Source organism: Anabaena sp. UHCC 0204 (assembly GCF_009711975.1).
In the GTDB taxonomy this organism is placed as follows: domain Bacteria; phylum Cyanobacteriota; class Cyanobacteriia; order Cyanobacteriales; family Nostocaceae; genus Dolichospermum.
The window spans coordinates 201,213-225,892 of sequence record NZ_VIKW01000002.1 but is presented as its reverse complement, the minus strand read 5'-3'; the positions used below and the strand labels follow the sequence as shown (position 1 = coordinate 225,892).

Sequence of the window (24,680 nt, the reverse complement as noted above, 5' to 3'; positions counted from 1 at the left end):
ATGTTACCCGACGCATTTGTTGGGTTTCACTTCGTTCTACCCAACCTACAAAAAATGGACAAGGTTATTGTTTGTTAAAAATCTGAGATCCTCGACTTCTTTAAGGAGTCGGGGATCTTTTGATCTTACAGCACTCGCAATATGCTAGGAATACTATCTATTGATGATAACGCTTGAATTTCTTCTAAAGCTTGTCTAAAGTCCCCTTCCCGGACATCGTGAGTCACAACCACAATTTCTGCTAGTTCGCCCTGAAAGCCGGTTTGTACAACTGACTCTAAACTAACCCCATACTTGCCAAAACAAGTCCCCAATTTACCAATGACTCCCGCTTGATCTTTACTCAGGAAGCGGGTATAAAAACGAGTTACTAACTCAGAAATCGGGGTAATTTGAGAGTAATGTTGATGTCTACAAGCCAGGAGAGGGTTTGGTTTAGCTGTATTAGTTTTCAGAGTGGCTACTAAATGTAAGATATCCGATGATACAGCACTAGCGGTAGCACCAGCACCAGCCCCAGGACCAAATAACATCACCTGACCAAGGGGTTCTCCTTCCACAAGAATGGCGTTATAAACACCATTTATACTAGCTAAAGGATGGTCTTGCGGTACTAGGGTAGGATGAACTCTGACTGAAAGCTGGGAGTTATCTCTATCTAAATGTTTAGCTATCCCTAGTAATTTAATAACAAATCCTAATTTAGCAGCATAGGCAATATCTGTTTTTGTAATTTGGCGAATTCCTTCACAATAGACATCTTCTCGGTTAATTCGCCCATCAAAACCTAATGAAGCTAAAATAGCAATCTTATCGCCTGCATCTAAACCATCAACATCAGCGGTGGGGTCAGCCTCAGCATAACCTAATTTCTGAGCATCAGCTAAGACATCATTAAAGTCACTACCTTCTGTTTGCATCCTGGTGAGGATGTAGTTAGTTGTGCCATTGACAATCCCTGTTATCGCATCAATGCGGTTAACGCTTAAAGATTGCTTGAGGGGTTGAATTACAGGAATACCACCACCAACTGCTGCTTCTAGCATCACATAGACACCAGCTTCGTTAGCAGCGGTAAATATTTCTGCACCAAACCGAGAAATTACGGCTTTATTGGCGGTAACTACGTGCTTACCATTTTTAATTGCTGTTAGCATCAGGGTTCTGGCTGGTTCTAATCCCCCCATCAACTCTACAACTATATCTACGGCTGGATCATTAACAATGGCTTCTAAATCTGTAGTTATTACCTCTGAAGATAATTCTACAGTCCGATGTTTTGCGAGCGATCGCACACCAACTCGATATATTTCAATTTCCTCTAACAGTGGATGACGGCCTACCTTATCTTGCAACAGTTGTACTGTCCCCGTCCCTACTGTACCTAATCCAAGTATTCCTAATTTGACAGCCACAGATTTTGCACCCACATTAAATTCACATAAAACAATTGTAGGCAGAGCATAAGCCCTACCTACTGATTATCTTCTCTTAATTGTCCAATGACCACTGACTACTGACCAATGACAAATTAGTATGTTTCTACGTGCCAACGATGTGCTTTCTTGAGTTCTTTCTGGTAATCACTCCAGGTTACACCTTCTTTAGCCGCAGCAGTGCTTAAAGCTGCATCAATACCATCTTCCATTCCGCGCAAACCGCAGATGTAAGTGTGGGTTTTCTCATTTTTAATCAACTGCCACAATTCATCAGCGTGTTCTGCAACACGATCTTGGATGTACATTCTGCCACCTTCAGGGTTATTTTGTTCCCGGCTGATAGCATAAGTAAGACGGAAGTTCTCAGGATACTTCTGTTGCATTGCTTCCAATTCCTCTTTATAGAGAATATTGGGAGTTGTTGGCACACCAAACAGTAACCAGGAAAATCCTTTAAATTGATATTCTGGGTTAGCTGCTTTTTCTGCATCCTTAAACATCCGCCATAGGTACGTCCGCATCGGTGCAATACCTGTACCTGTTGCTAACATAATCACATTAGCTTCAGGATCTTCAGGCAACAACATTTCTTTACCCACAGGTCCAGTGATTTTTACATCATCACCTGGTTTAAGACGAGTCAGATAGGTAGAGCAAACACCGTAAACTGTTTCACCACTTTCTGGATGTTTGTACTCTAACTGACGAACACATAGAGATATTGTTTTATCATCTAAATTATCGCCGTGACGAGTAGAAGCAATCGAGTATAGTCTGAGTTTTTCTGGTTTACCGTTCTTATCCACACCAGGGGGAATAATCCCAATACTTTGACCTTCTAAATACCTCAAATTGCCCTCAGACAGGTCAAATTTAAGATGCTGAACAATACCAATCCCACCTTCTTTGACTAATGTTTCATTAGAGATACACTTACCAATAAACGGAGCATTAGGACGATAAATGTTCACAGGAACGTCAGCATGGGCATCTTTTTTGGCTTTTGCTTGAGTCATGGTGCTGCCTTTTTTCTCCTTAGCTGGTGATTTAGCAAAGCCTTTGGCTTCACTGGCATTACTAACAGGTGTGGCTTTACCATTTTCCTCATTCTTAGCACTCACCCCAGCTTTAACTTCTGTACTAACTACTGTGGTGTCAGCAGTTGCCAATTCAACTTTGCCGTTGACTTGTTGTAAAGCTGTAACAGGTTGAATACTAACAATTTTACCGCCTAGTCGAGTGATCCGTCGCATTTCTTGATTCATGCGGTTGTAAGGTACTCTGATGAATACACTGCCACTTTTACGAATTGGGTAGTTGGTTTGATCCGTTTCTTCACCCTGACGCAGACCCACCACTTCGTAAACGAAGACGCGGCTACCTGATTCTATACTGGCAGCACCCTCAACAGCACCTTGATTGTACATTCCTTCTACCACTCCGATATTTACTTAACCGTTTATCAAAAAAATGATTCCCATCCTTATGCGAGCTTTAGTTTACCGGATTTTCGGATCACAAAACTGGCTATTTGGGAAAACAACATCATTAATTATGATGCCTTGCAGAGTACACTCGCCCAAGACCAGTAGGCATGGCAAAAAAAACACACCTGTTCATCTTCTAAATTAGAGGATAAGTCTTTGCGAGAATGTTAATAGTGAATCACTTTAATCTTTTTTTCGTGAACTACATAGTTTTAGGCTTGATGAAAAAGCATTTTACAGCATATTGATACTGTAAAAATCCTGGGTATAAGGACAAGCCTTTACATTCCGGAAATATCCCGAAACCGTATATTATAACTTTGTCTGCTTACTGAACTAAAATCACTAACGCTATCCTATCATGACTGTGAGCCAACTTACCTAATTATGATAAATCCATAGAGATTTTTGCAATTTTCCATCAATTCTCAAAAAATCTGTATCATCTGTGGCAGAATGTTAAGCAGATAATTGATAGGGAACTAGATTCTTTCTGAGTGCAAATCTTGTGAGAGTACACCCCCTTCTGTTAAAATCTAGTGCAACACTAAGATTAAATACTTACCAGCGATAAAATTAGGCTAATTAGGACGAGTGACTGCCATTGGCATATTAAGTTATCCGTTTAAATCTGTCATCGTTATGCTGGGTAGCGAGAACACAGGATCATACTATCGGGGTAAGCTCCTAGATTCACAATCTGTTGTGAGAAAAATTATTGATTGACACATTTAGTATTTTAGAGGGGATTCTATGACTAAGCCGGAACGGGTGGTACTAATTGGAGTAGCCGGAGACTCTGGGTGCGGTAAATCTACGTTTTTACGTCGGTTAATTGATTTATTTGGTGAAGAATTCATGACAGTTATCTGTTTAGATGACTATCATTGTTTAGATCGTATACAACGTAAACAAACAGGGATAACTGCACTTGACCCTAGAGCAAACAATTTTGATCTGATGTATGAGCAAATTAAAGCTCTTAAAGAAGGTCATGGAGTCAGTAAGCCGATTTATAACCACGAAACCGGCATGATTGACCCACCAGAATGGATTGAGCCAAATCATATTATTGTCGTAGAAGGGCTGCATCCCTTATATGATGAACGAGTAAGAGCGCTTTTAGACTTTAGTGTTTATTTTGATATTAGCGATGAAGTCAAAATTGCTTGGAAAATTCAACGGGATATGGCTGAAAGAGGCCACCGCTATGAAGATGTTTTAGCACAAATCAATTCTCGTAAACCTGATTTTGAAAAATTCATCGAACCACAAAGAGAATTTGCTGATGTAGTTCTACAAGTATTACCTACCAACTTAATTAAAAACGATACAGAACGTAAGGTTTTACGGGTACGGATGTTACAACGGGAAGGTAAAGAAGGCTTTGAGCCAAGCTACCTGTTTGACGAAGGTTCAACAATTCAGTGGACTCCTTGCGGACGCAAACTGACCTGTTCTTATCCCGGTATGCAACTATACTACGGTTCTGATGTTTACTATGGTCGTTATGTCTCTGTTTTAGAGGTAGACGGTCAATTTGATAACCTCGATGAAGTTATTTACATCGAAACTCATTTGAGCAAAACATCCACCAAATATCAAGGTGAAATGACTCACTTGTTACTACAACACCGCGAATATCCTGGTTCTAACAATGGTACTGGTTTATTCCAAGTATTGACAGGCTTGAAAATGCGTGATGCTTATGAGCGATTGACAGCTAAAGAAGCAAAACTAGCTGTTCAAGTCTAAAACAGCAGTTTATGTCAAAGATTAGGGGGAACAGAGAAAATGTTCCCTCTTTTTTTGTCTGATTCAGGATTTACAGGATTGTTATTTGTAGCTTATTTGATGATAAGAGAATTAAAAATTGTCTGAATCAGGATTTCCAGGATTTTAGGATTTACAGGATTGTTATTTGGATATTATTTGATGATAACAGAATTAAAAATTGTCTGAATCAGGATTTCCAGGATTTGAGGATTTACAGGATTGTTATTTGGATATTATTTGATGATAACAGAATTAAGGATTATAAGAATAGGTGACAAAGAATAGTTTGTAAATTCCTAAATTCAAATTTTCAAATGATATCTATTTACTTTAAACAATAAACAACATTCTCTAAACACTATAAATTGCCGAAAATTCCTAGACTAAATCAACAATAACATCCTGTAAATCCTCAAATCCTGGACATCCTGATTCAGACAAAATTTACGTCTGATTAAATTTACATTTAACAGTAATTTTGATATTACTGCTAGTTTCTCCTGTGACAATATAAGGAATTCCTGTCATTCCTCCGACATTAACCCCAAATTCTAAGGTAACTTCCGAAACTTCGGCTAAAGCTAAATCTTTAAAGGATTGAATAATATGTTTTGAATAAGATTGAATAGTTTTTTGGAGTTTGTCTCCCTGTTCTTTAATATTCAGTTTTTCTAAGCCAAAACTGCGGTCTGATTCTTTAGGGGTTGGAATTATAAAATCTGGTTTATTTGGTGTTTCCATTTCTTGTTTTTGAGGTTGAGGAATAGATACAGCAACATTTTCTGAGGCTTCAATATAAATAATTGTTCCGTCTTCTAATTCAATCGGCGTTAGTTGTGACATAAAGGTAAATTATCTTTTAAGGTGAAAGATACAACAAAATTCAGCAGTCAACTTTATTATCGTTTAATTTGGTTAGGAAAGTCAGGAACTAACAAAGAGTTTTTTAATTCACCCTGTTGATTATAGAATTTTATTTTGCCTTGTTCATTACATAACCATACTTCAATTGCTTGAGCTTCTAAATATAATTTTTTCTTAAATTCCATTTCATCAAAAGTGTTGCCAGTGGATTTAACTTCTATACATATTTCTGGTGCTATAGAAGCTGATATTTCATCTTGAATTTGATCAAATCTTGCTTCTGAACACCAAACAACATCAGCAACTTTAACTCCATCTGACGTATTGATTGCACATTCTGGCATGACTTCGCCAGTTTTTAATAAAGATTCTAATAACCGTTGAATTCTTCCTTGATAAAAAGAGTGTTTAATTTTTACAGGACTCATTACAATTTGTCCCCATTTATTTAATTCAATTTTGAAGGGTAAATCTTGTAATTGTTTATGTTCACAAACATCTTCCCATTTCATGGTCAATTACCTGGAGGAACAATATGATTTTAGCTGATTTTTTAGAAGTTCAACGTATTTTAACTTTTGACTTGGACTTGTGCCAAATTCTTCGACTGATAGCATAATGATTGATTCCAGTAAAATGTAGCCGTCATCTAATGTCACGACCAAAGCGCGACTCAATACCAGGATACAGTTATCATATTACCACTCGTTGCAATAACCGCGAATTTCAATTAACTCGTCACTAATGCCGTCAGGTGTTTCTCTATACTCCGGTATATTCACGCTAACCCGAAAGCGGCAGGAATGCAAGAAGGCTTTTTGAATAACGGGAAGCTTTCAACTGGGAGATTATGCTATAATTTGGCAATGATTAAATTGTCAGAGATTTTATGATAACGTTGCAAGAAATTATTAATTCACTGGCCAGTTTATCAAAAGAAGATCAAGATTTTCTATTGGAAATACTCCGCAAAAAAAGATAAGAAGAAACTAAGCATATAATTCATTCATTACGAGGAAAGTATTCTAATCTGGCGACAAGTAGCGATGATTTCGCAAGTAAGAAACAGATAGAGATTGCCTTATCTACTCTCATAACTTCAATTACAGCACGAGGTCGGGAACTATATCTTACAGAGCTAACCTGAAACCTATTAACTAACTATAACACTATGAGTAGTATATCCTTAGAAATACCTGAAGAAGTTTTAATTAGTCTCAAAGAAACCCCAGAAACTTTATCTAGGGAAATATCAATTTTAGCAGCAGTCAAACTGTTTGAACTTGGTAAACTGTCATCAGGAAGAGCAGCACAATTAGCAGGAATGTCACGGGTAGAATTTTTAATGGCTTTGGGACGTTATCAAGTTTCACCTTTTTCTTTAACTTCTGAACAATTAGAACAAGATGTGAAGAAGTAAGAATTTAGAATTTAGAATGAAGAATTAATTTTTAGCTTTACTATTTTTAATGATTGCATGAAGAATAGAAATCAATTCATTAGATTCATTTAGTAAAGGAACTAATCTTGGTTCTAGTTGTTTCTCAGTAGCGATTAGGATTTTTAACCAATAATTTGTTTCTCTAGCTTCCTTCAGAGAAATACTCATTTTATGAATAAAATCAGGTTTACTTTCTGCATTTTGTGCTTCTTCAACATTAGCACCAATACTTGTTCCAGAGCGTATTAATTATTTACTTAAATCATATCCTGTTCCAGCATTTTCTCTGAGGAATTTACAAAGATTAACTATTCTTATGCTAAAGTTTAAAGTTCTTTCTTGTATATCTTTGCCCATTTTTAATGATATTTAATCTAAACAATTTACTGATAATCTGTTAATGATTGGAGGCAAAAAAGAAAAATTTAATAATGGTTTTTTCTAAATTCTAAATTCTAAATTCTAAATTCTAAATTCTAAGAAAGCCTTATCTGCTACAATCTACACGTCTCTGCAAGAAAAGAGGATCTCATTAGCCTATTCTCCCCCAGCACTTCGCCCCAAATCTTCCAATCCCCGTGTGAGTCGTCCCAAAACCCCTGTTTTTTACTAAATACGAAATGCGGTAACGTACCTTCGAGCTTATACGTATCTAAATTCTTATATTCCCATAAGGGTAACTCACTATATAAATACCAGTTTTCCTCTTTACCCTTTTTCCATCCCACCCGTTCTGCAAACCTATTATACCCTTCATCGCTCCATTTTTCCCAATTCTTTTTTCTATTTCCCCAGTTAAAATATAAAAAATCTAAAGAATTACCTGTTTCCTTCCATATCCTTTTTTGGACCCTAAAACCGAATTTTCCTCCTGATTTATCCACCCATAATTTATCTACTTTTTCTAAATCATCACAGTTAAAGTTTTTCACATCTTCTAAATTTAAATAACCTTCTTTTTCTCTTTTGGCTGAAACCAGAAGAAACTGATCATTTTTCCTATCTGCTTCTTTCCATCTATTTTTTCTCATTAAATAATCTAATTCAGCTAATAAATGTTTCTTTAAATCTTCATGATAAACTGTACTTTTACTATCTAAATCATTAAGTTGACGATAAAGATTAGCGACAATATCAACATTACCATTATAGAGAATATTCAGGTCTAAAGTAAATAACTCAATATTAGATGTTAATTGAGATTTGAGAAGATTATATTTAGCTAATGCTGTACGGTAATTATTTAATGAGTTTCCTAATTTACCTTTTACATAATAAATATAAACTAATGTTGCTAAATAACTAGGTTCTTTATTACCAACATTATTTTCTTTTGGTAATTTTTCAAAACTTTTGTTCAAATCTTCTTTAGCTTTGTTATATTTTGGATCTATTGGAACTAATTCTAGATTTTTATCCTCTTCTGTTTGTAAAGATTCATATCCTAAAACTAAAGAACTATCTAATAAAGCTTCTTTTAGTTCTTGATTTTTGATTTTATCTTGTAAAACTAAACCTGCAATATTTAAAAATTGATTGGCTTCATTTACTTGATTTTTTTGTTGAAGTTGAGAAGCTACTGCTGATAGTTCTTTAATTTTAGAAACATTTTGTTCCATTTTATCAGTATTTTGTTTTGCTATAAATGCGGTTATTCCAAAAACTACAGCCAAACCTACACTAATAGATAAAACTAATCCTCCTGTTTTCTTAGCTTTCCCTAATTGTTTTTCTGCTCTTTTTCTAGCTTCCTCTTCAATTTTTCTCGCTCTTTCTGCGGCTTCTTTCTCCTTTCTTTCCCTATCTAACTCAGCTTCCTTTTCCCTTGCAATAATTTCTTCCTCAATTTCCTGCTGACGAGAAGCTGCTAAAAATTGTTTATCCTGATAACTTACATTCTTAGATTCTGCCCATGCTTCTGCTGTTTTTAAAGCATTTCCTCGTAATAACCAAGAATTTTCCTGACAGCCTGAATTATACCACGCCCTAAAAGCCTCAGAATAGGGACGTAAAGCGGCTAATTGATTATCAATCCATTGTTGATTAAAAACTTCTCGATAAATGGGATTATAAATCTGTAAATGATTATTTTTTTTCACCACTAAACCCGATAACTGTAACTTTCCTTCCTCTCCAGTATTCTGACTAACTACTTCTCCTGCTTGATAAATCTTTTGATAAATCTCTAATAATTCACCTGCCATTTGTTCATCATTTAAAATCCGTTTTCCAATAGTGCGTAAATGTTCTGGGTTATCCTGTGTTTGCCAATTTTCACTAATATTAGTTCTGATTAAATTTTCTAACCATGCTTCTTCATTTCCTTCATATAATTCAGAAGAATTTAAGACTAAATTACAAACCTTTTGAGTTAAAAAAGGTTGTCCTCCAGTCCAATGTAAAATTAATTCTAATAACTTTTCTGAGTGATTAGTTTTAACACTCAATCCCAGTGCTAATGGTTGAGATTCTGCAAAAGTAAAACCTGTTAATTCCACCCCATAACCAATATTAAAAGGAGTCCGTGTTTTATCTTGAATTAAATCGTTGGGAGTAGCTACTCCTAATAACACAAAACTCAGACGATTATATTCAGCATTATCAACTCGACGATTATAAAAAGAGCGAATCAATGCAAAAAAATCATCAACATTAAACTCTAAACTAATGGTACTATCAATTTCATCTATAAAAATAACGATATTTGAATCAACATATTTTAAAAGAATATCGCGCAGAAAATTACCAAAGAAATTCACCGCAGATAAAGATTCTTGATCATATTTATCCCACCAACTATCTATATCACATTTTTCATTTAATTCAAAGGTATTAATTAATTCAATAATAATTCCTGCATACCATTGTAAAGGGGTAATATTAGCTGAACCAATCTCAGTTAAATCAATAGCAGCACAAGCAAATCCATCTACTTCTTTAAGTCGTTTCATTGTTTGAACTCTTAAAGAAGATTTACCCATTTGACGGGAATTTAAAACATAACAAAATTCTCCTTTTTTTATAGCTTGATAAAGTTCATTATCGGCTTTTCTAGTCACATAAGTAGGAGCAGAAGCTGGGAGAGAACCACCTACTTGATATTCATAATTAATTGAGTCTAAATTTTCCATTTAATTTGTTGAATACCGATAAATTAGGGTAAATTTCTATATTATTGTAATTTTATTGTTGAAACATTCCGGTAACAATATCTTCTGGAGGTATTCCTGCTTGAATTAAAGCATTTGTTAATCCTTGCTCAAAATTATCATCTTCAATGACAATTTTATCATTTAATAATCGAGCATGGAATAAAATAGTATCAGTCCAAGTTTGTTTTTCCCAACCTGTCATAATAATCAAAAATTGTCCTGATTCTTGATCACAAACTGAACTAAGTTTAAGTTTTTGTAGTCGAGGTTGAATAGCAGATTCTTTTCTTAAAACTTGGGTTAAAATCTCAGTGTACTTTAGTGATTTATCCATTGTAAAATTACCTCATTTTCAGGATCAAAAACAATTAGATTAATTTTATTACGTTTAACAACCAATTGAAAAATAGGTTTTTGAAAGTGTTTTAAATAAATAGCTTGACTAATTCCTAAAAAAAGTTTTCTTTCTGGTTCTTGTTCTGCTAAAGCCCATTGATAGAGTTGAAGTTGTCCTATGGTTTTTTCTAGTTCACTAATCACAGAAGGAGAATCAAAATCTTTAATTTCAATGGCAATTTTTTGGTCTTCTTTGTCAGCACTAAAAATTTTTTCTGCGCCTAAATCGGCTTTGAGTAATGTTTTTTCTAGTGCTAAAATTAAGGGATCATCGGTAATTTTCCAACCATCCTTTTCTAAGGTATGACGTAATGATAAGTGTAAATTATCTCTCCTAGACATTTTTTTTCGTTAACGGTTGGTTATTTAGATTCCATATCTATGTTCATAAAATGACCGCACTACGATAGATAATATTTACATTATAGCGGTTCTTGGTTGAGTGAAATACAAGAACCCCACCCCCAACCCCCTCCCCGCAAGCGAGGAGGGGGCGTATGATGTATCTCCTTCAACTGCATACAGCTATATATACTATGATGAAACTTTTACAACTATTCTATCAAACATCATGTAATCATCGCTCCCAGCAATGGAATAAAAATTTATAGTCCGTTTTAACGGAGTTTAGTTATTAGTCCTGTTCGCGTAGCGTTTCCGTAGGTTACTTTAGTTTAGAGCAAGTTATGTTCATCACAAAATAACTTTGGTTATATCAATACCTTGTCCATTTTCTGCTTTGTTGGGTTTCATGCTGATTGCTTCGCGAACGTTTACGTTCCACAACCCAACCTACAAATCAAGGCTTTTTCCAATTTGGACAAGGTATTGTTATATTTATTTGGTTTTTATCATTTTAGATGACATTAATTAGTCTTGCAAGCGATCGCAAAAATAAAGCCGATATAAATTACATAAGGGAATTACCTTATTACCTTTTGACTCCGCTAATCCCATACTTTTTAATTTAAAAGCATAAGTTGGTTCTAATGTAACTGCATCATCACTATTAACTAATTTTAACATCGCTGATTTTAGTTGTTTATTTTCTTCTAAAATCAAAAGATGACGATACAAATGGTCTTCATATAAACCTTCTTCAGTGGGAGCTATTTCTAAAAATTGGTTTAAGGTTAATTGGTTAGTAGCAATATGATATAATGCTGTTCTTACTAGATAAGGATGACCGTCAATCATCCCCATTAATTGATTAATTTCTGTATCTGACCATTGTAATCCATGCCGTTTAACTAAATCTTGAACTTGAGTTAAACTAAATTTATTTAAGTCAATAGGTAAACCGACATTAAAAGGAGATTTATTCACATCCAAAGAAATATAAACCTCCTGAGAATGGGAAATAACTAATCTCAATTTTTGCCAAGTTTCATTATTTTTGCCTTTTTCATGCCATGAACGTAACATAGTGAAAAATTCATCAGCAATGTCACTATATTGAAAGATTCTATCCACTTCATCTAATCCTAGAATCACAGGCTGTTTCAATTCTTTTAAAAGATAGGATTGGAAATAATTTGTACAATTAGTTTGACTGCTATAACGTTTAGTATTCCAATATTGATCTATCTTTTCTTCAATCCCTAATTCTAAACTGACATTTGCACAAAAAGACTCTAAAAAACTATCGAGATTTTTAAATAATTCTCGACTCCATAAATTAATAAATCCTGTTTGATAATCTTGCTTTTCTCCTTGGGCTAAAATCCTACTCATTAATGAAGTTTTTCCCATTTGTCGAGGTGCTTTAATCCTAATTAATGCCCCAGGTTTGATAATAGCTTTATAACAGTTAGATTCCACAGGAGGACGTTCAACATAAAAAGGAGAATTTAGAGGAACTTGTCCATCTAAATTTTCAAAAGGAATATCAATACTTCTTGCTGGAATTGGTTCAGATTTTGATTCATTTAAATCCTGAACAATGGCTTTTTTAGTCGTTGCATCTTTTGTCCTCAAAACCGGAGTTAAATGCTCTGGAATATTTTCCATTTCAATCGCATTACATCCTAAATCAAAAGCACTTTGAATTGATTCTCCTGCAAATAAAGTATCGTAGAAACCAATAGCAAATTGTTTAGCTGCTTGATCACCAATTTTTTGATTCATCCCTACGACATAATTAACATAAGGATAAATACCTTCTGCTTGTACATCTGAATAACAAGCATTGAGAAAAACACAATCAATAAAAAAGATTTCTTGTAATGCTTTAAAAAATTTGGCTAAAGCAGCAACTTTAATTAAAAATGCTTCTCCATTATCTGCCATTAAAGCTAAACCATGTTCTCCTCCACCATGTCCTGAAAAATGAACAATATCTGGTTTATGTCCTAATAGAGTACGACGGAATTCTTGAAGACGTACAGCTTGTTCGACAATAATTTCAAATTGTTCACGTTTTTGGGAACGTTCCCAAGCTTGTTTAATGTCCCTTATTTCTTCACTTAAACGTAATGGTTTTGTGTTAATGGGGTTAGCTGTTAAAATCAGAATTTTTTTCATCAACGTCGTTTTTTGGAAATATGATCAGCAATACTGTGTATGTGCAGTATTTTATCCTTTATAGTGATCAAAACTGTAACGCTGATCAAATTTTAGGCTGCTGATAACTTTTTTGGTAGATATTAAAAATTCATACTTGATAATGATACTAACTTCTGAGTGGGGAAACCCCGCCCCTACATCTGCCTCATGCTATACATATAAGCCTGAAAATACTTAGATAAAAGATACTTATTACAAAAACTGTAAATATTGTTATGATTTCAGAAATTAGTAACTGATGTATCTCATCAGTGAAAACATTCTCTCAGGAGGAAATTCCTTTGTCTCGTCGTTATTTATTTACTTCCGAGTCAGTTACAGAAGGTCATCCAGATAAAATCTGCGATCAAATTTCGGATACGATTATTGATGCGTTATTGACAGAAGACCCTAGTAGCAGAGTAGCCGCAGAAGTGGTGGTTAATACTGGTTTAGTATTAATTACTGGAGAAATTAGTACCAAAGCTCATGTCAATTATGTGCATCTTGCCCGTAAAAAAATTGCGGAAATAGGCTACACTGACGCAGGTAATGGTTTTTCTGCGGATAGCGCCAGTGTTTTGATAGCTTTGGATGAACAATCACCTGATATTGCCCAAGGTGTCAATGTAGCCCAAGAAACGCGCACTCAGGATAGTGAAGAACTATTCGATAAAATTGGTGCTGGTGATCAAGGACTCATGTTCGGTTTTGCTTGTAACGAAACACCCGAACTGATGCCTTTACCGATCAGTTTAGCTCATCGTATTGCCCGGAGATTGGCAGGAGTTCGCAAAGCAGGTGTTCTTCCTTATCTGCGTCCTGATGGGAAAACTCAAGTTACTGTAGTTTATGAAGATGGAAAACCTGTAGGTATTGACACTATCTTAATTTCCACTCAACATACAGCTACCATTGGCAATATTACAGATGATGCTGGAATACAGGCCAAGATTAAAGCTGACCTGTGGACAGAGGTGGTAGAACCTGTATTTGGTGATATTACTGTGAAACCAACTCAGGAGACAAAATTTTTAGTCAACCCCACTGGCAAATTTGTCATTGGTGGACCCCAGGGAGATTCTGGTTTAACAGGACGAAAAATTATTGTTGATACCTACGGTGGTTATTCTCGCCACGGTGGTGGTGCTTTCTCTGGTAAAGATCCCACAAAAGTAGACCGTTCTGCGGCTTATGCTGCTCGTTATGCAGCCAAAAATATTGTTGCGGCCGGGTTAGCTCAAAAGTGTGAAGTGCAACTAAGTTATGCCATTGGTGTAGCGCGGCCAGTGAGTATCTTTGTTGATACTTTCGGTACTGGTACAGTAGATGATGAAATTCTGTTGAACCTAGTTAAGGACAACTTTGAACTACGTCCAGCGGGAATTATCCATGCTTTTAATTTACGGAACTTACCAAGTGAAAGAGGCGGACGTTTTTATCAGGACGTTGCAGCTTACGGTCATTTTGGAAGAACTGATTTAGATCTGCCTTGGGAACGCACTGATAAAGCAGACATATTAAAGCAATGCTTGAATAAATCTCATTCAAAAGCGATCGCTTAATCAGTTAGTTTATTCACAAAATTGCAATTGAGGCTATAGACAATTTGATCATCTATAGCCTCATTTTTTAATCATAGATAGCTCAAGTTTAGGGAGCATCCCAATCGGGAATCATTGCTCCATCTTCTCCACCAATCCCAATTCCAGTGTAATATATATCAGCATCGGTGATATCCATGTTATCCATTGATGCTTGATAAACGTTGGAATCATTAATTGTCGCACGAGTCAGGTTTGCACCGTTTAAATTGACTTGTTTTAAATTAACATTTGTAACAAAAGCTGATGTTAAATTAGCACCTGCTAAATTTGCTCCAGTTAAGTCAGCACCTTCTAAGTTAGCCTCTGTGAGGTTAGCACCTTGTAGATTTGCGCCTCGTAAGTCAGCACCTATGAGATGAGCGCCGCTGAGGTTGACTCCTGATAGATTACACTGGATACATTCTCTAGTTGACAAAAGTTTCTGTATATCTTGCTGGCTTCCAGCTTGGACTGAATTAGCTAGAAACAGGGGAGTTACCAATGCCATAGCGGCTAATAATTGAAGTTTCATAAAATTTCCCCCTTATAATGGAGTTATGTCCGTTCTTTACCTCACAACTTCATTATCTCACAAGTTGGCTGGAGAATGTTGATTAAAATCACAACTTTGATATTTTTTCTCAAAGTGGGAATAGGAATTTATTACTAATTACTAAATTATATGGAATCCCAATTACAGATAAAACAACTAATTACAACTCTGCAACAGGACTTACCTACACTGTTTGAGCAGGATATTTCCTATGAAATATACACAAATGATATCTACTTTTGTGATCCAGTCAATAAATTTAAAGGTAAATTTAACTATCGCTTAATATTTTGGACTTTACGATTTCATGCTCAATTATTTTTCACACAAATTTACTTTGATTTACATGAGGTATCACAGTCTAGTGATGACACAATTCTAGCTACATGGACAGTGAGAGGGGTTTTACGCGTTCCTTGGCAAGCAAAGTTACTGTTTAATGGTTATTCAACTTACAAATTGAATGCAGATTGTTTAATATATGAACATATTGACACCTGGGATAGAAAACCAGGAGAAATATTACAGCAGTTTTGGCAAAGGGGTTAGAGGATGTTTGAAAAGTATCAGAATTAATCAATATCCCCCCAACCCTCCTGACCAAGGAAAGCTAAATTCCTCAAATTCACCCTTAAAAAGGCGGATTTAGGGGATATGCGGGTGTCAGATCCCAGCAATTCTCATTTGGAAAAAAATAAGATAAAGTTCTCTTATTTAAATAGAGAACTTGTGTTGAACTATCGTTTTTTAACAGATAATTATCATCCGACGCTGGAGATAGATAGGTTTTTAAACATCTGTCCATGAAAAACTGATTTCAACTCATAAATCTGGACATATAGGACTCCTCTTTGATTTTGGTTAGCGCAGCCGGATATTTGCGCTTATCTATACCTAATTTACGTTAATAGGGTTGTTGTGGACAATACCAACTACAACGGACTTTACGCATATTTCAAAAAATCAAATAGCATTACTATAAATATTTGCATCTTTTCGCCCTTAACCTAACAAGCAACACTTTGCTCTATACTTGATTTAAACTTATACTCACAAAAAGAATTTAGATTTGCTTAAAAAGGCAGCGTTTATCCCGTTGACAACAAGTAGCAGACTTTTTTCCCCAAAATTCCCATTTTTACCCATTCAATACTAACCCCATCATTAACCACACCCTAGTATTACTGGTGGAGACAGTAGATGAGAAGTAGTCAAAATATTTAAGAGAAGTCCGGATTGGACAGTGGTAATTAGGGATGAGGTAATGGGAAGCGGGGATTGAGAACCAGGAAGAGAAATTTTTTCCCCTGAATTCAAGTATCATCACCCCAGTCTAGGTCTTATGCGGTGCTTAAAGCTCATGATAAAAGCCCAACTCAGGAATTTGCGTGTTATTGACCCAAAGTTTGCAAAAACTTCACAATTAAAAGCACAATATATGAGCTATACTGTTTTCGGGCAATGAATGTAAACTTTCTTGTTAGTAAAAAACCCAAGCCCTTCAATCAAATCAGGCATACACGTTAGCATCTTCACTCGTTTGGGTGTCATCGGCAAAAACCCCAAGTCTTCCATAGACCTGGATTTGATTATATTAATGTCGAGGTTTCACTGAGCATGAAAGTTAATCTAGTGCAGCGCAGCAAAAATAAACATCATTAAAAATTTCTAAAAAGCTGGTTTAATCTGCTTTTTAAGTTTTTAATTATGCTTTGCCGAATTGGGCTAACCATCCCCAACAAATTATCTATACTAACTCTGGCCACTCAACTACAAGCCAGAACAGTAACACTACACCAGGGCATTAATTTCTATTCCGCTACTGCAATTACAGCAGTTTTCGAGCAAATAAACCACAAAAATGAATCCCATGCGAAGTTCTGCATTGGTTTTATGACTTTGACTTGTGGCAAGTTTGATCACAATTTGCTGTAACACCTACTCTTAATACTGCGCGGTTAGGAGGGGAAAGAAGAAAAGGAAAAGGATGAAGAAAACCCTTTACCCTTAAAGCTTTTCCCCAACGAATTGATAACTTTCAGGTTCTTAACCGACAAAGTATTGCACTCACTCTAGGTACTCAACTACAGCCTAGAGCCATTTCGTAACGCAGATTTACCCTAACTAAGGGTGTTCATATTGCCATCAACAGTGACTCTGGCTACTCAACTACAGCCTAGAGCTATTTCTGAACGCAGATTTATAGCAAATATTTCTGTAAATAGGGTGAAATTGCCTGTTCAAAAGGCTTTCCAGTACCGGAAGTTTATCAAAAATTGAAAAAACCAACAATATTACACCACTATGAGCGAAGCAATTTTTAATCTCTCCACACTTGACGGTAACAACGGCTTTATTATTAAAGGTGAAGAAGAAAACGACACATTAGGCTACTCAGTTAGCAATGCTGGAGATATGAATGGTGATGGTATTGACGACATCGTAATTGGTGCGCCGTTAGCCAATCCCAATAATCAAGGTGATGCAGGTAAGACTTATGTAGTTTTTGGTAGTAAAGAAGGCTTTAGTCAAACCATTGATCTTTCGACTCTTGATGGTACTAAAGGTTTTGTGATCAACGGGGCTGCAAGTGCTGATGAATCAGGCCGTTCCGTTAGCAACATTGGGGATATGAACGGTGATGGTGTTGATGACCTAGCAATTGGCGCACCTGGTCCTATTGCCAATAGTCTCGGCAATGCTTATGTCATCTTTGGTAGTAAAGAATCCAACTATTTTAGTAATCCCATTGAACTTTCCAACCTTGGCAACAAGGGCGTTACTATTCCAGGCAGTACATTTGAATTAAGTAGTAATGCAGGTTGGGCTGTTAGTAGTGCCGGTGATCTTAATGGTGATGGCATCAAAGACCTATTAATTGGTGCAACTAATCCTGGCAATAATGGACCAGGTATTTACGGCGAAAGCTATGTCATCTTTGGGAAAACGAATCTTCCTTCAGTCATAGACCTCGACTCTCCAGACTTTGGGTTTGATGACGGCTTGATCATCTACAGCAATGATAAAAATAACTTAGGCAACTTAGGCTATTCCGTGAGTGATGCGGGGGATATGAACGGTGATGGTGTTGATGACATCATTATTGGTGCGCCTTATGCAGACCCTAATGGTAACAATTCTGGCAGCAGTTTTGTGATCTATGGACGTAAACAAGACAACCCCTTTACTTATGATATCAACGTCTCCAACCTTAATCCTAACGATGGTTTTACCATCAATGGACAAGATGTTGATCAATCTGGCTTCTTTGTTAGTAAAGCTGGAGATATCAATGGTGACGGAATTGGTGATCTAATCATTGGTGCAAGAGATGGAGGTATAGAGTTTACTGGTAAAAGCTATGTAGTCTTTGGTAAAGAGGGCGGTTTTGATAATACTGTTGAACTGTCACAACTCAATGGCAACAATGGCTTTGCCATCAACGGTATTGCTCCTTTTAACAATTTCGGTTGGTCTGTCAGTGATTTAAAGGATGTTAACGATGACGGTATTGATGACATCATTATTGGCGCTCCCTTTGCTAATTCCAAGGGTCAAGCCTATGTAGTCTATGGTAGTAAAACTCCCTTTAGTCCTACCTTTGATATATCAAGTCTCAACGGAGAGAATGGCTTTGTTATTGATGGTCTTTCCATAGATAAAGAGTTAGGTTTCTCCGTTAGCGGTGCTGGGGATGTTAATGGTGATGGTGTTAAAGACATCATTATTAGCTCTCCTTTTGCTGATGCTAATGGTATCAAATCTGGAGCAGCTTATGTGATATTCGGCAAATTTGTCAATCAAGCACCCACAGATTTAGCACTCAGCAATACAAGTATTAATGAAAATGTTCCAGTTAATACAGTTGTTGGTTCACTCAGCACCATTGACCCCAACCAAAACGATACTTTTACATATAGCCTAGTTGCTGGTGATGGCGATGCTGATAATAGTGCTTTCAGCATTAATGGTCATAGCTTGGTAGTTAACTTTTCTCCAGATTTTGAAACTAAGTCCAATTACACTGTCCGAGTCCGCACTACAGATAAAGGTGGACTAATTTATGAGAAACAGTTGACGATTACCATCAATGATATTGACGAAACACTACCAAATTCAGCACCCACAGATTTAGGAATTAGCAATACAAGTATTGATGAAAATGTTGCCGCTTTCTCTGTTGTTGGTGTATTGACTACTACTGATCCAGATGCAGGAGATACTTTTACTTATCACCTAGTTGCGGGTGAGGGAGACACTGATAATACTGCTTTCTCTATTGAGGGAGATCAACTCAAAATTAACTTTTCTCCAGACTTTGAAACTAAGTCTAATTACAGTATCCGAGTCAAGACACAAGATGCGGCTGGACTAATTCATGAGAAACAGTTGACTATCACCATCAATGATATCAACGAAACAGGTACAAATACAGCGCCCACAGATTTAGGAATTAGCAATACCAGTATTGATGAAAATGTTGCCGCTAACTCTGTTGTTGGTGTATTGACTACTACTGATCCAGATGCAGGAGATACTTTCACTTATCACTTAATTGAGGGTGATGGTGATGATGATAATGGTGCTTTCACTATTGATGGAGATCAACTCAAAATTAACTTTTCTCCAGATTTTGAAACTAAGTCCAATTACAGTATCCGAGTTAAAACACAAGATGCAGCTGGACTAATTTATGAAAAAGCGTTAACCATCAATATTAACGATATCAACGAAAATGGTAACGGTGGAACAGCTTCTAACAAATTTCTGACAAAGATTAGTGATGATGTTTTTAATATCAAAGCTAATAATGGCAACGCTACTCTAGACGTTAAATTAACAGGACGCAGTTCTAGTTTTATTAATGAAATAGGGGTATTTACCGTTGATGATGCGGCTGGTACAATTGACGGTATTGCTCCAGGTGCTGCGGGTTATGCAGAAAAAGCTTTATTAAGAAGTCAGGTAATTTTCTCTGCGCTTACTAATCCTCCTGCTGGCTTTGATCCCACTAACCTCAGCCGATTATTAGGATTTAATTCTAATGATAATTTGAGATTCTATTTGGTTAAAGGTGGTTCAACCGAGTCTGTACTCAATAACACCACTGCCAAAGAAAATGTCCTGTTTCCTGCCCCTTCTACCCTCAAGATTACAGATTTGGGATCTGATAGTTTCTCCCTAGCTTGGGAAGATGGTTCTGGTAATCCTAATGGTTTTGAGGATTTGCTAGTCACGATTAAGGCAAGTGATAAAGCTATATCTCTGGGTACAAATCTACAAAATAAACCACAGGGAGAATCGCTGGATTTGCGGAATATTACTGGTACAGTAAACGCTGAGTTTGTTGTTAACCGAGAAGCAAGTTTTAACAATTTTATTGGCTTCTATCGCATCACAGATGAGAATGGTGGGATTGATATTAATGGTGATGGTACGGCCGATATTCTCCCTGGACAAGATGGTTATATTCAAGCGGCTCTGAATGGGCGTGTTCCTGATATTAATTTAACTGTAAACAACAGTGGAACAGCAGTTTTTAATGCGACACTTCACGGTGGTTCTCTCTTTGTACCATTTCTGATTGCTAATGGTACACCCGATGCCCTACTTGATAGCGATCCTAATAATAACCCAAATATTTACTTTACCTTCTTGGGTGCTAATTCAGATGGCGCTGATCATGTGCGGATTTTAGGTGATAATACTTTTGGTTTTGAGGATCTATTTGGTGGTGGTGACAAAGACTTCAATGATATGGTTGTTAAAGTGAATTTGACTCCTGTAGCTTAGAAGATCATGTTCTAGAATCCTGATAGAGACGTTCTATGGAACGTCTCTGATAATGCGATCGCTCATAAACCCTAATTTCCTTAATTCCCAAACTATATGCAGGGGAATTTGAATTGTTAATCTAGTCTTCCTGGGAATCTTGGACTAAAGGTGCAAGGAAGACTAGGACAATCAGGAGGACAAGAAAGACAAAGGGGACAATCAGATAAATTAGAATATTAGTTTGTGTCGGCTGCGACTGTTTTAGCTGTTTCATCATTTTTATTCCCGTTCCTAATCCTTTACAAGATTCTGGGATTTTGTGAACAAACGGGAAGAAGTGGTGAAAATTTTGGCCGCAGTAAATAGTGTTTTCTAATACAAAATCTTGAACATTGGCAAGAAAACTCCAGGACTAAATCTTCATCTCTCGGAAGTTAGATTTTTTATTGATCAAGATGATATATGATGATTTTTGGGCGATTTATAATCGCCAGAGCTAATAATTAATTAGACTTTTTCATTCTTCAAGATTTAAATTCATCATCATCTCGTAAGTTGCCACATTAAATCCATGATCTTCAAATAACTTTTTAGCAAACTGATTTTGGGCTGCAACTTGGAGGATCAATATTTTTGAACCTAATTGTTTTGCTGCATCTACTGTAGCATTTAATAGTAATTTTCCTGCTCCCAGTCCCCGCGCTGATTCATCAATGTATATATCATGAAGCCATACTGCTGCTGGGGCAATATCAACTAAACTGCTTTCTTCTAACCGGATAAAGGAGTAACCAACAATTTCATTTTCTACTTCTACAACCAATACAACTGCTTGAGGATTTACAATTTGTTGAGCAAAAAAATCAAAAAGCTGTTGTTGATGATTTTCAAATTCAACAAATCTTAAAGGATTGAAATTTTGATGTTGATGAACGAGTTTGAGTGCGTACTTGTTCACTCCTGGATGATCATTTATAGTGGCTTTTCTAATTGTAATATTTGGTTTTTGCATTTTGTATATAGGGTTTCCTAGTCTGTTGAGAGGATGTTTGAAAAGTCTTTAGTTAAGTAAACTGTTTGATAGCGTAGCGTGGCGCAAGCCATATCAGGATGTCCACCGATTAAAGGATTAACAGGATGAAAACAGAAATTTATCAATTACCCATTACCAGTCTCAACTAGATAACTAGCAACTTGAGTTAAAATATAAAGATGATTTTTGTTGTTTTTTCGGAGGAAAAAAGGTTGCACTTGCAGTTAACACTAATGGATTATTAAGTTATTTTTGTAATCTACCCCAGCAATACGGATATTTTTTGACATCAGTAGGCAGAAAATTGTTGTCAAATACTTGGCAAATAAAAAATCATCTGCTATATTATTCTCATACCCAAAAACCTAATCCCCTAATCCCCTGTCCCTACGGGGATGTAGAGACGTTCCTCGGAGCGTCTCTACTCTTTTGTATTGAAGTTGAAAGGGAGAAGGAAAAATTCTTCCCTATCTCTCCAGTTAGTTCCTAATCAGCATTGAGAATTTTGGGAACTCGGAAAAAATCACCTTCCTGCTGAGGCGCACTGTTGAGGATTGCTTCCCTTTCAGGATAGGGTTGGAGAATATCTTCTCTAGTAACATTGCTAACATCAATAGCTCTGGTTGTTGGCGCGACATTGGTAACATCCAGTTGATTTAGTTGTTCTATATAATCCAGAATACTACCTAGTTGAGTAGTAAATTTTGTTTCTTCCTCTGCTGTCAATTCTAAACGAGCGAGATTAGCAACTTTACGAACTTGTTCACTATCAATCATAATTTATTTGTGGTCAGTGGTTAATAGTCAATAGTCAGTAGTCAGGGGAAATAAAACAACTGACAACCGACTAATTGTTTAAAAGAATATGTCAATTTGCGATCGCCCAGTAGTTTTGAGCCAGTTTTGGGCTTCAATATAATTATTAGGGGCCATGCGAATTGCTCTAATCCAATAATCCGCTGCTTGATCAAATAATGCTTCACCACCGTCATTATCCCCAGTTTCCTTAGCTCTCTCACCTTGAAAATGATAAATTACAGCGATGTTATTCAAAGCTTGGGGTAAGCGGGGATTTAACTCAATAGCCTGATGATAATACTCTAAAGCCTTATTATGATCACCGTTACTAGCATAAATTAACCCCATATTATATAGAATATAACTCCGATCATTAGAGTCTTCTTCCATTTCTAAGGCTTCTACATAGTAATCCAGTGCTTCGGCATATTCACCTTCTGCCTGTGCGGACATCCCATCTCGGTAATAGACAAATGCTTCTTTGGCTTTTTTGTTGGTTGGCAATATCTTGAGGATGATATCTGCCATCACGGTAAAGGATTTGTCAACAAAGTTATCGTTTTTCTGTGTTCTTGGCATATTCGCCTCTATAATTACTCAAATGAAGCAGACACTATTCAGCCGCAAGTTATTTGAGAGTGGTATTTTCCAACTAGCATACCGCTAATTTAACCGATCTGTGGGAGTTTGAGTTAAGCAAAAGGCAAGATGCAAAAAACAAATTCTTTTTAATTTTTAATTATTCTGTTTCTATTTCCGAAACAAAGATAAAGACTACTGTATAAACAAGTTAAGTTAACTATTGCACACAAGCCACACCCCAGCCGCGATGGTAAAAGAAATAGCAATTCGCACCACTGGACTAACTAAGCAATTTGAAAGGCACGTTGCTGTCAATGATGTTGACTTAGAAATCCATAGGGGTGAAGTTTACGGATTAATTGGTCCTAATGGGGCGGGTAAAACCACCCTAATTCGGATGTTAGCCACTGCTGAAGAACCGACTACTGGTGAGATTTATATTAACGGCGATCGCCTTTTACGAGATCAAAGCAACCTCAAACTTAAACGTCGTCTTGGTTATTTACCTGATGACTACCCACTATATGAAGATTTGACAGTTTGGGATTATTTAGATTATTTTGCGCGGTTGTATCGCTTGCAAGGAAAGCACCGTACCCAACGTCTCCACGAAGTTCTAGAACTCATTCAACTGGGTAATAAACGCCATAGCATGATTTCTACCCTCTCACGGGGCATGAAGCAGCGCTTAAGTTTAGCCCGCACCATTATTCATGAACCAATTTTACTCCTTTTAGATGAACCTGTTTCTGGACTTGATCCCATTGCGCGGATGCAATTTCGGGAAATTATTAAAGCTTTACAAGAAGCCGGAATGACAATTTTAATTTCCTCCCACGTTCTCAGTGACTTAGCGGAATTGTGTACGTCAGTGGGAATTATGGAACTAGGTTTTTTAGTGGAAAGTTCTTCACTCAAACATCTTTATCAGCGTCTTTCCCGACAGCAGATTTTAGTCTCCACTTTGGGCAATATAGATATATTAGTGAGTGAACTAAAAAATCATCCTTTAGTAGAAGAGTGGGAGGTAATACCTAGTCAAAATAGTGTGCGAGTCAATTTTTCCGGTAAACCAGAAGATTCTGCTGATTTATTGCGATCGCTTGTCAGTACAGGAATTCCTTTAACAGAGTTTCATTGTACCCAAGAAGACCTAGAAACTATTTTCCTGAAATTAGGTCACAAACAAGCATCATAGATAATTTTGGATTTTAGATTTTGGATTTATTTTCTGCACAAAGTTAAAAATTGTTC

The 24,680-nt window shown here is 36.4% G+C and carries 19 protein-coding genes; 6 read left to right on the top strand and 13 right to left on the bottom strand.

Annotated features, from left to right (window positions below; genetic code table 11):
• Nucleotides 1-125: 125 nt before the first annotated feature.
• On the bottom strand, nucleotides 126-1,415 hold the full coding sequence (locus FJR04_RS02550; RefSeq protein ID WP_168491665.1) for a homoserine dehydrogenase: 1,290 nt from the start codon (nucleotides 1,413-1,415) through the stop codon (nucleotides 126-128).
• 116 nt (nucleotides 1,416-1,531) lie between these two features.
• Nucleotides 1,532-2,866, bottom strand: a complete 1,335-nt coding sequence (gene petH / locus FJR04_RS02545) for a ferredoxin--NADP reductase (RefSeq protein WP_168491510.1) — start codon at nucleotides 2,864-2,866, stop codon at nucleotides 1,532-1,534.
• Between the two features lie 813 nt (nucleotides 2,867-3,679).
• Here petH and FJR04_RS02540 point away from each other — a divergent pair.
• On the top strand, nucleotides 3,680-4,681 hold the full coding sequence (locus FJR04_RS02540; RefSeq protein ID WP_168491508.1) for a phosphoribulokinase: 1,002 nt from the start codon (nucleotides 3,680-3,682) through the stop codon (nucleotides 4,679-4,681).
• A 465-nt stretch (nucleotides 4,682-5,146) separates the two neighbouring features.
• Here the strand turns inward: FJR04_RS02540 and FJR04_RS02535 are convergent, their stop codons facing one another.
• On the bottom strand, nucleotides 5,147-5,545 hold the full coding sequence (locus FJR04_RS02535; RefSeq protein WP_168491506.1) for a CU044_2847 family protein: 399 nt from the start codon (nucleotides 5,543-5,545) through the stop codon (nucleotides 5,147-5,149).
• 56 nt (nucleotides 5,546-5,601) lie between these two features.
• Entirely contained in the window at nucleotides 5,602-6,078 is a 477-nt protein-coding gene (locus FJR04_RS02530) for a Uma2 family endonuclease (RefSeq protein WP_168491504.1), read from the bottom strand.
• Nucleotides 6,079-6,737: 659 nt separating this feature from the next.
• On the opposite strand from FJR04_RS02530, the gene FJR04_RS02525 reads away from it, so the two are divergent.
• Nucleotides 6,738-6,986 (top strand): UPF0175 family protein, encoded by a 249-nt coding sequence (locus FJR04_RS02525; RefSeq protein WP_168491503.1) that lies wholly within the window; start codon nucleotides 6,738-6,740, stop codon nucleotides 6,984-6,986.
• A 24-nt stretch (nucleotides 6,987-7,010) separates the two neighbouring features.
• Here the strand turns inward: FJR04_RS02525 and FJR04_RS02520 are convergent, their stop codons facing one another.
• The 5 genes from FJR04_RS02520 to FJR04_RS02500 all read right to left on the bottom strand — a co-directional run bounded on the left by FJR04_RS02520 (nucleotide 7,011) and on the right by FJR04_RS02500 (nucleotide 13,078).
• Complete coding sequence (locus tag FJR04_RS02520; protein WP_371717163.1) at nucleotides 7,011-7,253, bottom strand: four helix bundle protein; 243 nt, start codon at nucleotides 7,251-7,253, stop codon at nucleotides 7,011-7,013.
• Nucleotides 7,254-7,501: 248 nt separating this feature from the next.
• Nucleotides 7,502-10,138 (bottom strand): AAA-like domain-containing protein, encoded by a 2,637-nt coding sequence (locus FJR04_RS02515; protein WP_168491501.1) that lies wholly within the window; start codon nucleotides 10,136-10,138, stop codon nucleotides 7,502-7,504.
• A gap of 52 nt (nucleotides 10,139-10,190) precedes the next feature.
• Entirely contained in the window at nucleotides 10,191-10,493 is a 303-nt protein-coding gene (locus FJR04_RS02510; RefSeq protein WP_168491499.1) for an element excision factor XisI family protein, read from the bottom strand.
• Nucleotides 10,478-10,897 carry a XisH family protein gene (locus FJR04_RS02505; RefSeq protein ID WP_168491497.1) on the bottom strand — a complete coding sequence of 140 codons (420 nt, stop codon included), beginning with the start codon at nucleotides 10,895-10,897 and terminating at the stop codon, nucleotides 10,478-10,480. Before FJR04_RS02505 ends, FJR04_RS02510 begins: the two co-directional genes overlap by 16 nt.
• Nucleotides 10,898-11,425: 528 nt before the next feature.
• Nucleotides 11,426-13,078 carry an AAA-like domain-containing protein gene (locus FJR04_RS02500; RefSeq protein ID WP_168491495.1) on the bottom strand — a complete coding sequence of 551 codons (1,653 nt, stop codon included), beginning with the start codon at nucleotides 13,076-13,078 and terminating at the stop codon, nucleotides 11,426-11,428.
• Nucleotides 13,079-13,401: 323 nt separating this feature from the next.
• Here FJR04_RS02500 and metK point away from each other — a divergent pair, with 323 nt between their 5' ends.
• The gene (gene metK, locus FJR04_RS02495) at nucleotides 13,402-14,664 is read left to right on the top strand and encodes a methionine adenosyltransferase (protein WP_168491493.1); all 1,263 of its coding nucleotides are present in this window, start codon (nucleotides 13,402-13,404) and stop codon (nucleotides 14,662-14,664) included.
• 88 nt (nucleotides 14,665-14,752) lie between these two features.
• On the opposite strand, the gene FJR04_RS02490 is transcribed toward metK, so the two are convergent.
• On the bottom strand, nucleotides 14,753-15,217 hold the full coding sequence (locus tag FJR04_RS02490) for a pentapeptide repeat-containing protein (RefSeq protein WP_168491491.1): 465 nt from the start codon (nucleotides 15,215-15,217) through the stop codon (nucleotides 14,753-14,755).
• A gap of 150 nt (nucleotides 15,218-15,367) precedes the next feature.
• On the opposite strand from FJR04_RS02490, the gene FJR04_RS02485 reads away from it, so the two are divergent.
• Complete coding sequence (locus FJR04_RS02485; protein WP_168491489.1) at nucleotides 15,368-15,787, top strand: DUF2358 domain-containing protein; 420 nt, start codon at nucleotides 15,368-15,370, stop codon at nucleotides 15,785-15,787.
• 1,755 nt (nucleotides 15,788-17,542) lie between these two features.
• The gene (locus FJR04_RS02480; RefSeq protein WP_168491487.1) at nucleotides 17,543-21,031 is read left to right on the top strand and encodes a DUF4114 domain-containing protein; all 3,489 of its coding nucleotides are present in this window, start codon (nucleotides 17,543-17,545) and stop codon (nucleotides 21,029-21,031) included.
• A 499-nt stretch (nucleotides 21,032-21,530) separates the two neighbouring features.
• Here the strand turns inward: FJR04_RS02480 and FJR04_RS02475 are convergent, their stop codons facing one another.
• The 3 genes from FJR04_RS02475 to FJR04_RS02465 all read right to left on the bottom strand — a co-directional run bounded on the left by FJR04_RS02475 (nucleotide 21,531) and on the right by FJR04_RS02465 (nucleotide 23,423).
• Nucleotides 21,531-22,025 carry a GNAT family N-acetyltransferase gene (locus tag FJR04_RS02475; protein ID WP_168491485.1) on the bottom strand — a complete coding sequence of 165 codons (495 nt, stop codon included), beginning with the start codon at nucleotides 22,023-22,025 and terminating at the stop codon, nucleotides 21,531-21,533.
• A 507-nt stretch (nucleotides 22,026-22,532) separates the two neighbouring features.
• A complete protein-coding gene (gene gatC, locus FJR04_RS02470) occupies nucleotides 22,533-22,823 on the bottom strand; it encodes an Asp-tRNA(Asn)/Glu-tRNA(Gln) amidotransferase subunit GatC (RefSeq protein WP_168491482.1) in 291 nt (96 codons plus the stop codon).
• A gap of 78 nt (nucleotides 22,824-22,901) precedes the next feature.
• Nucleotides 22,902-23,423 carry a photosystem I assembly protein Ycf3 gene (locus FJR04_RS02465; RefSeq protein WP_168491480.1) on the bottom strand — a complete coding sequence of 174 codons (522 nt, stop codon included), beginning with the start codon at nucleotides 23,421-23,423 and terminating at the stop codon, nucleotides 22,902-22,904.
• Nucleotides 23,424-23,673: 250 nt separating this feature from the next.
• Between FJR04_RS02465 and FJR04_RS02460 the strand changes: the two genes are divergently transcribed.
• Nucleotides 23,674-24,624, top strand: coding sequence for an ABC transporter ATP-binding protein (locus tag FJR04_RS02460; RefSeq protein ID WP_168491663.1), 951 nt, complete (start codon nucleotides 23,674-23,676; stop codon nucleotides 24,622-24,624).
• Nucleotides 24,625-24,680: the final 56 nt, after the last annotated feature.

Coding starts and splice junctions, on each gene's coding strand:
- petH (WP_168491510.1), bottom strand. CDS start 2,866: ATGTACAATCAAGGTGCTGTTGAGGGTGCTGCCAGTATAGAATCAGGT.
- FJR04_RS02540 (WP_168491508.1), top strand. CDS start 3,680: ATGACTAAGCCGGAACGGGTGGTACTAATTGGAGTAGCCGGAGACTCT.
- FJR04_RS02535 (WP_168491506.1), bottom strand. CDS start 5,545: ATGTCACAACTAACGCCGATTGAATTAGAAGACGGAACAATTATTTAT.
- FJR04_RS02530 (WP_168491504.1), bottom strand. CDS start 6,078: ATGAAATGGGAAGATGTTTGTGAACATAAACAATTACAAGATTTACCC.
- FJR04_RS02525 (WP_168491503.1), top strand. CDS start 6,738: ATGAGTAGTATATCCTTAGAAATACCTGAAGAAGTTTTAATTAGTCTC.
- FJR04_RS02515 (WP_168491501.1), bottom strand. CDS start 10,138: ATGGAAAATTTAGACTCAATTAATTATGAATATCAAGTAGGTGGTTCT.
- FJR04_RS02510 (WP_168491499.1), bottom strand. CDS start 10,493: ATGGATAAATCACTAAAGTACACTGAGATTTTAACCCAAGTTTTAAGA.
- FJR04_RS02505 (WP_168491497.1), bottom strand. CDS start 10,897: ATGTCTAGGAGAGATAATTTACACTTATCATTACGTCATACCTTAGAA.
- FJR04_RS02500 (WP_168491495.1), bottom strand. CDS start 13,078: ATGAAAAAAATTCTGATTTTAACAGCTAACCCCATTAACACAAAACCA.
- FJR04_RS02490 (WP_168491491.1), bottom strand. CDS start 15,217: ATGAAACTTCAATTATTAGCCGCTATGGCATTGGTAACTCCCCTGTTT.
- FJR04_RS02485 (WP_168491489.1), top strand. CDS start 15,368: ATGGAATCCCAATTACAGATAAAACAACTAATTACAACTCTGCAACAG.
- FJR04_RS02480 (WP_168491487.1), top strand. CDS start 17,543: ATGAGCGAAGCAATTTTTAATCTCTCCACACTTGACGGTAACAACGGC.
- FJR04_RS02475 (WP_168491485.1), bottom strand. CDS start 22,025: ATGCAAAAACCAAATATTACAATTAGAAAAGCCACTATAAATGATCAT.
- gatC (WP_168491482.1), bottom strand. CDS start 22,823: ATGATTGATAGTGAACAAGTTCGTAAAGTTGCTAATCTCGCTCGTTTA.
- FJR04_RS02465 (WP_168491480.1), bottom strand. CDS start 23,423: ATGCCAAGAACACAGAAAAACGATAACTTTGTTGACAAATCCTTTACC.
- FJR04_RS02460 (WP_168491663.1), top strand. CDS start 23,674: ATGGTAAAAGAAATAGCAATTCGCACCACTGGACTAACTAAGCAATTT.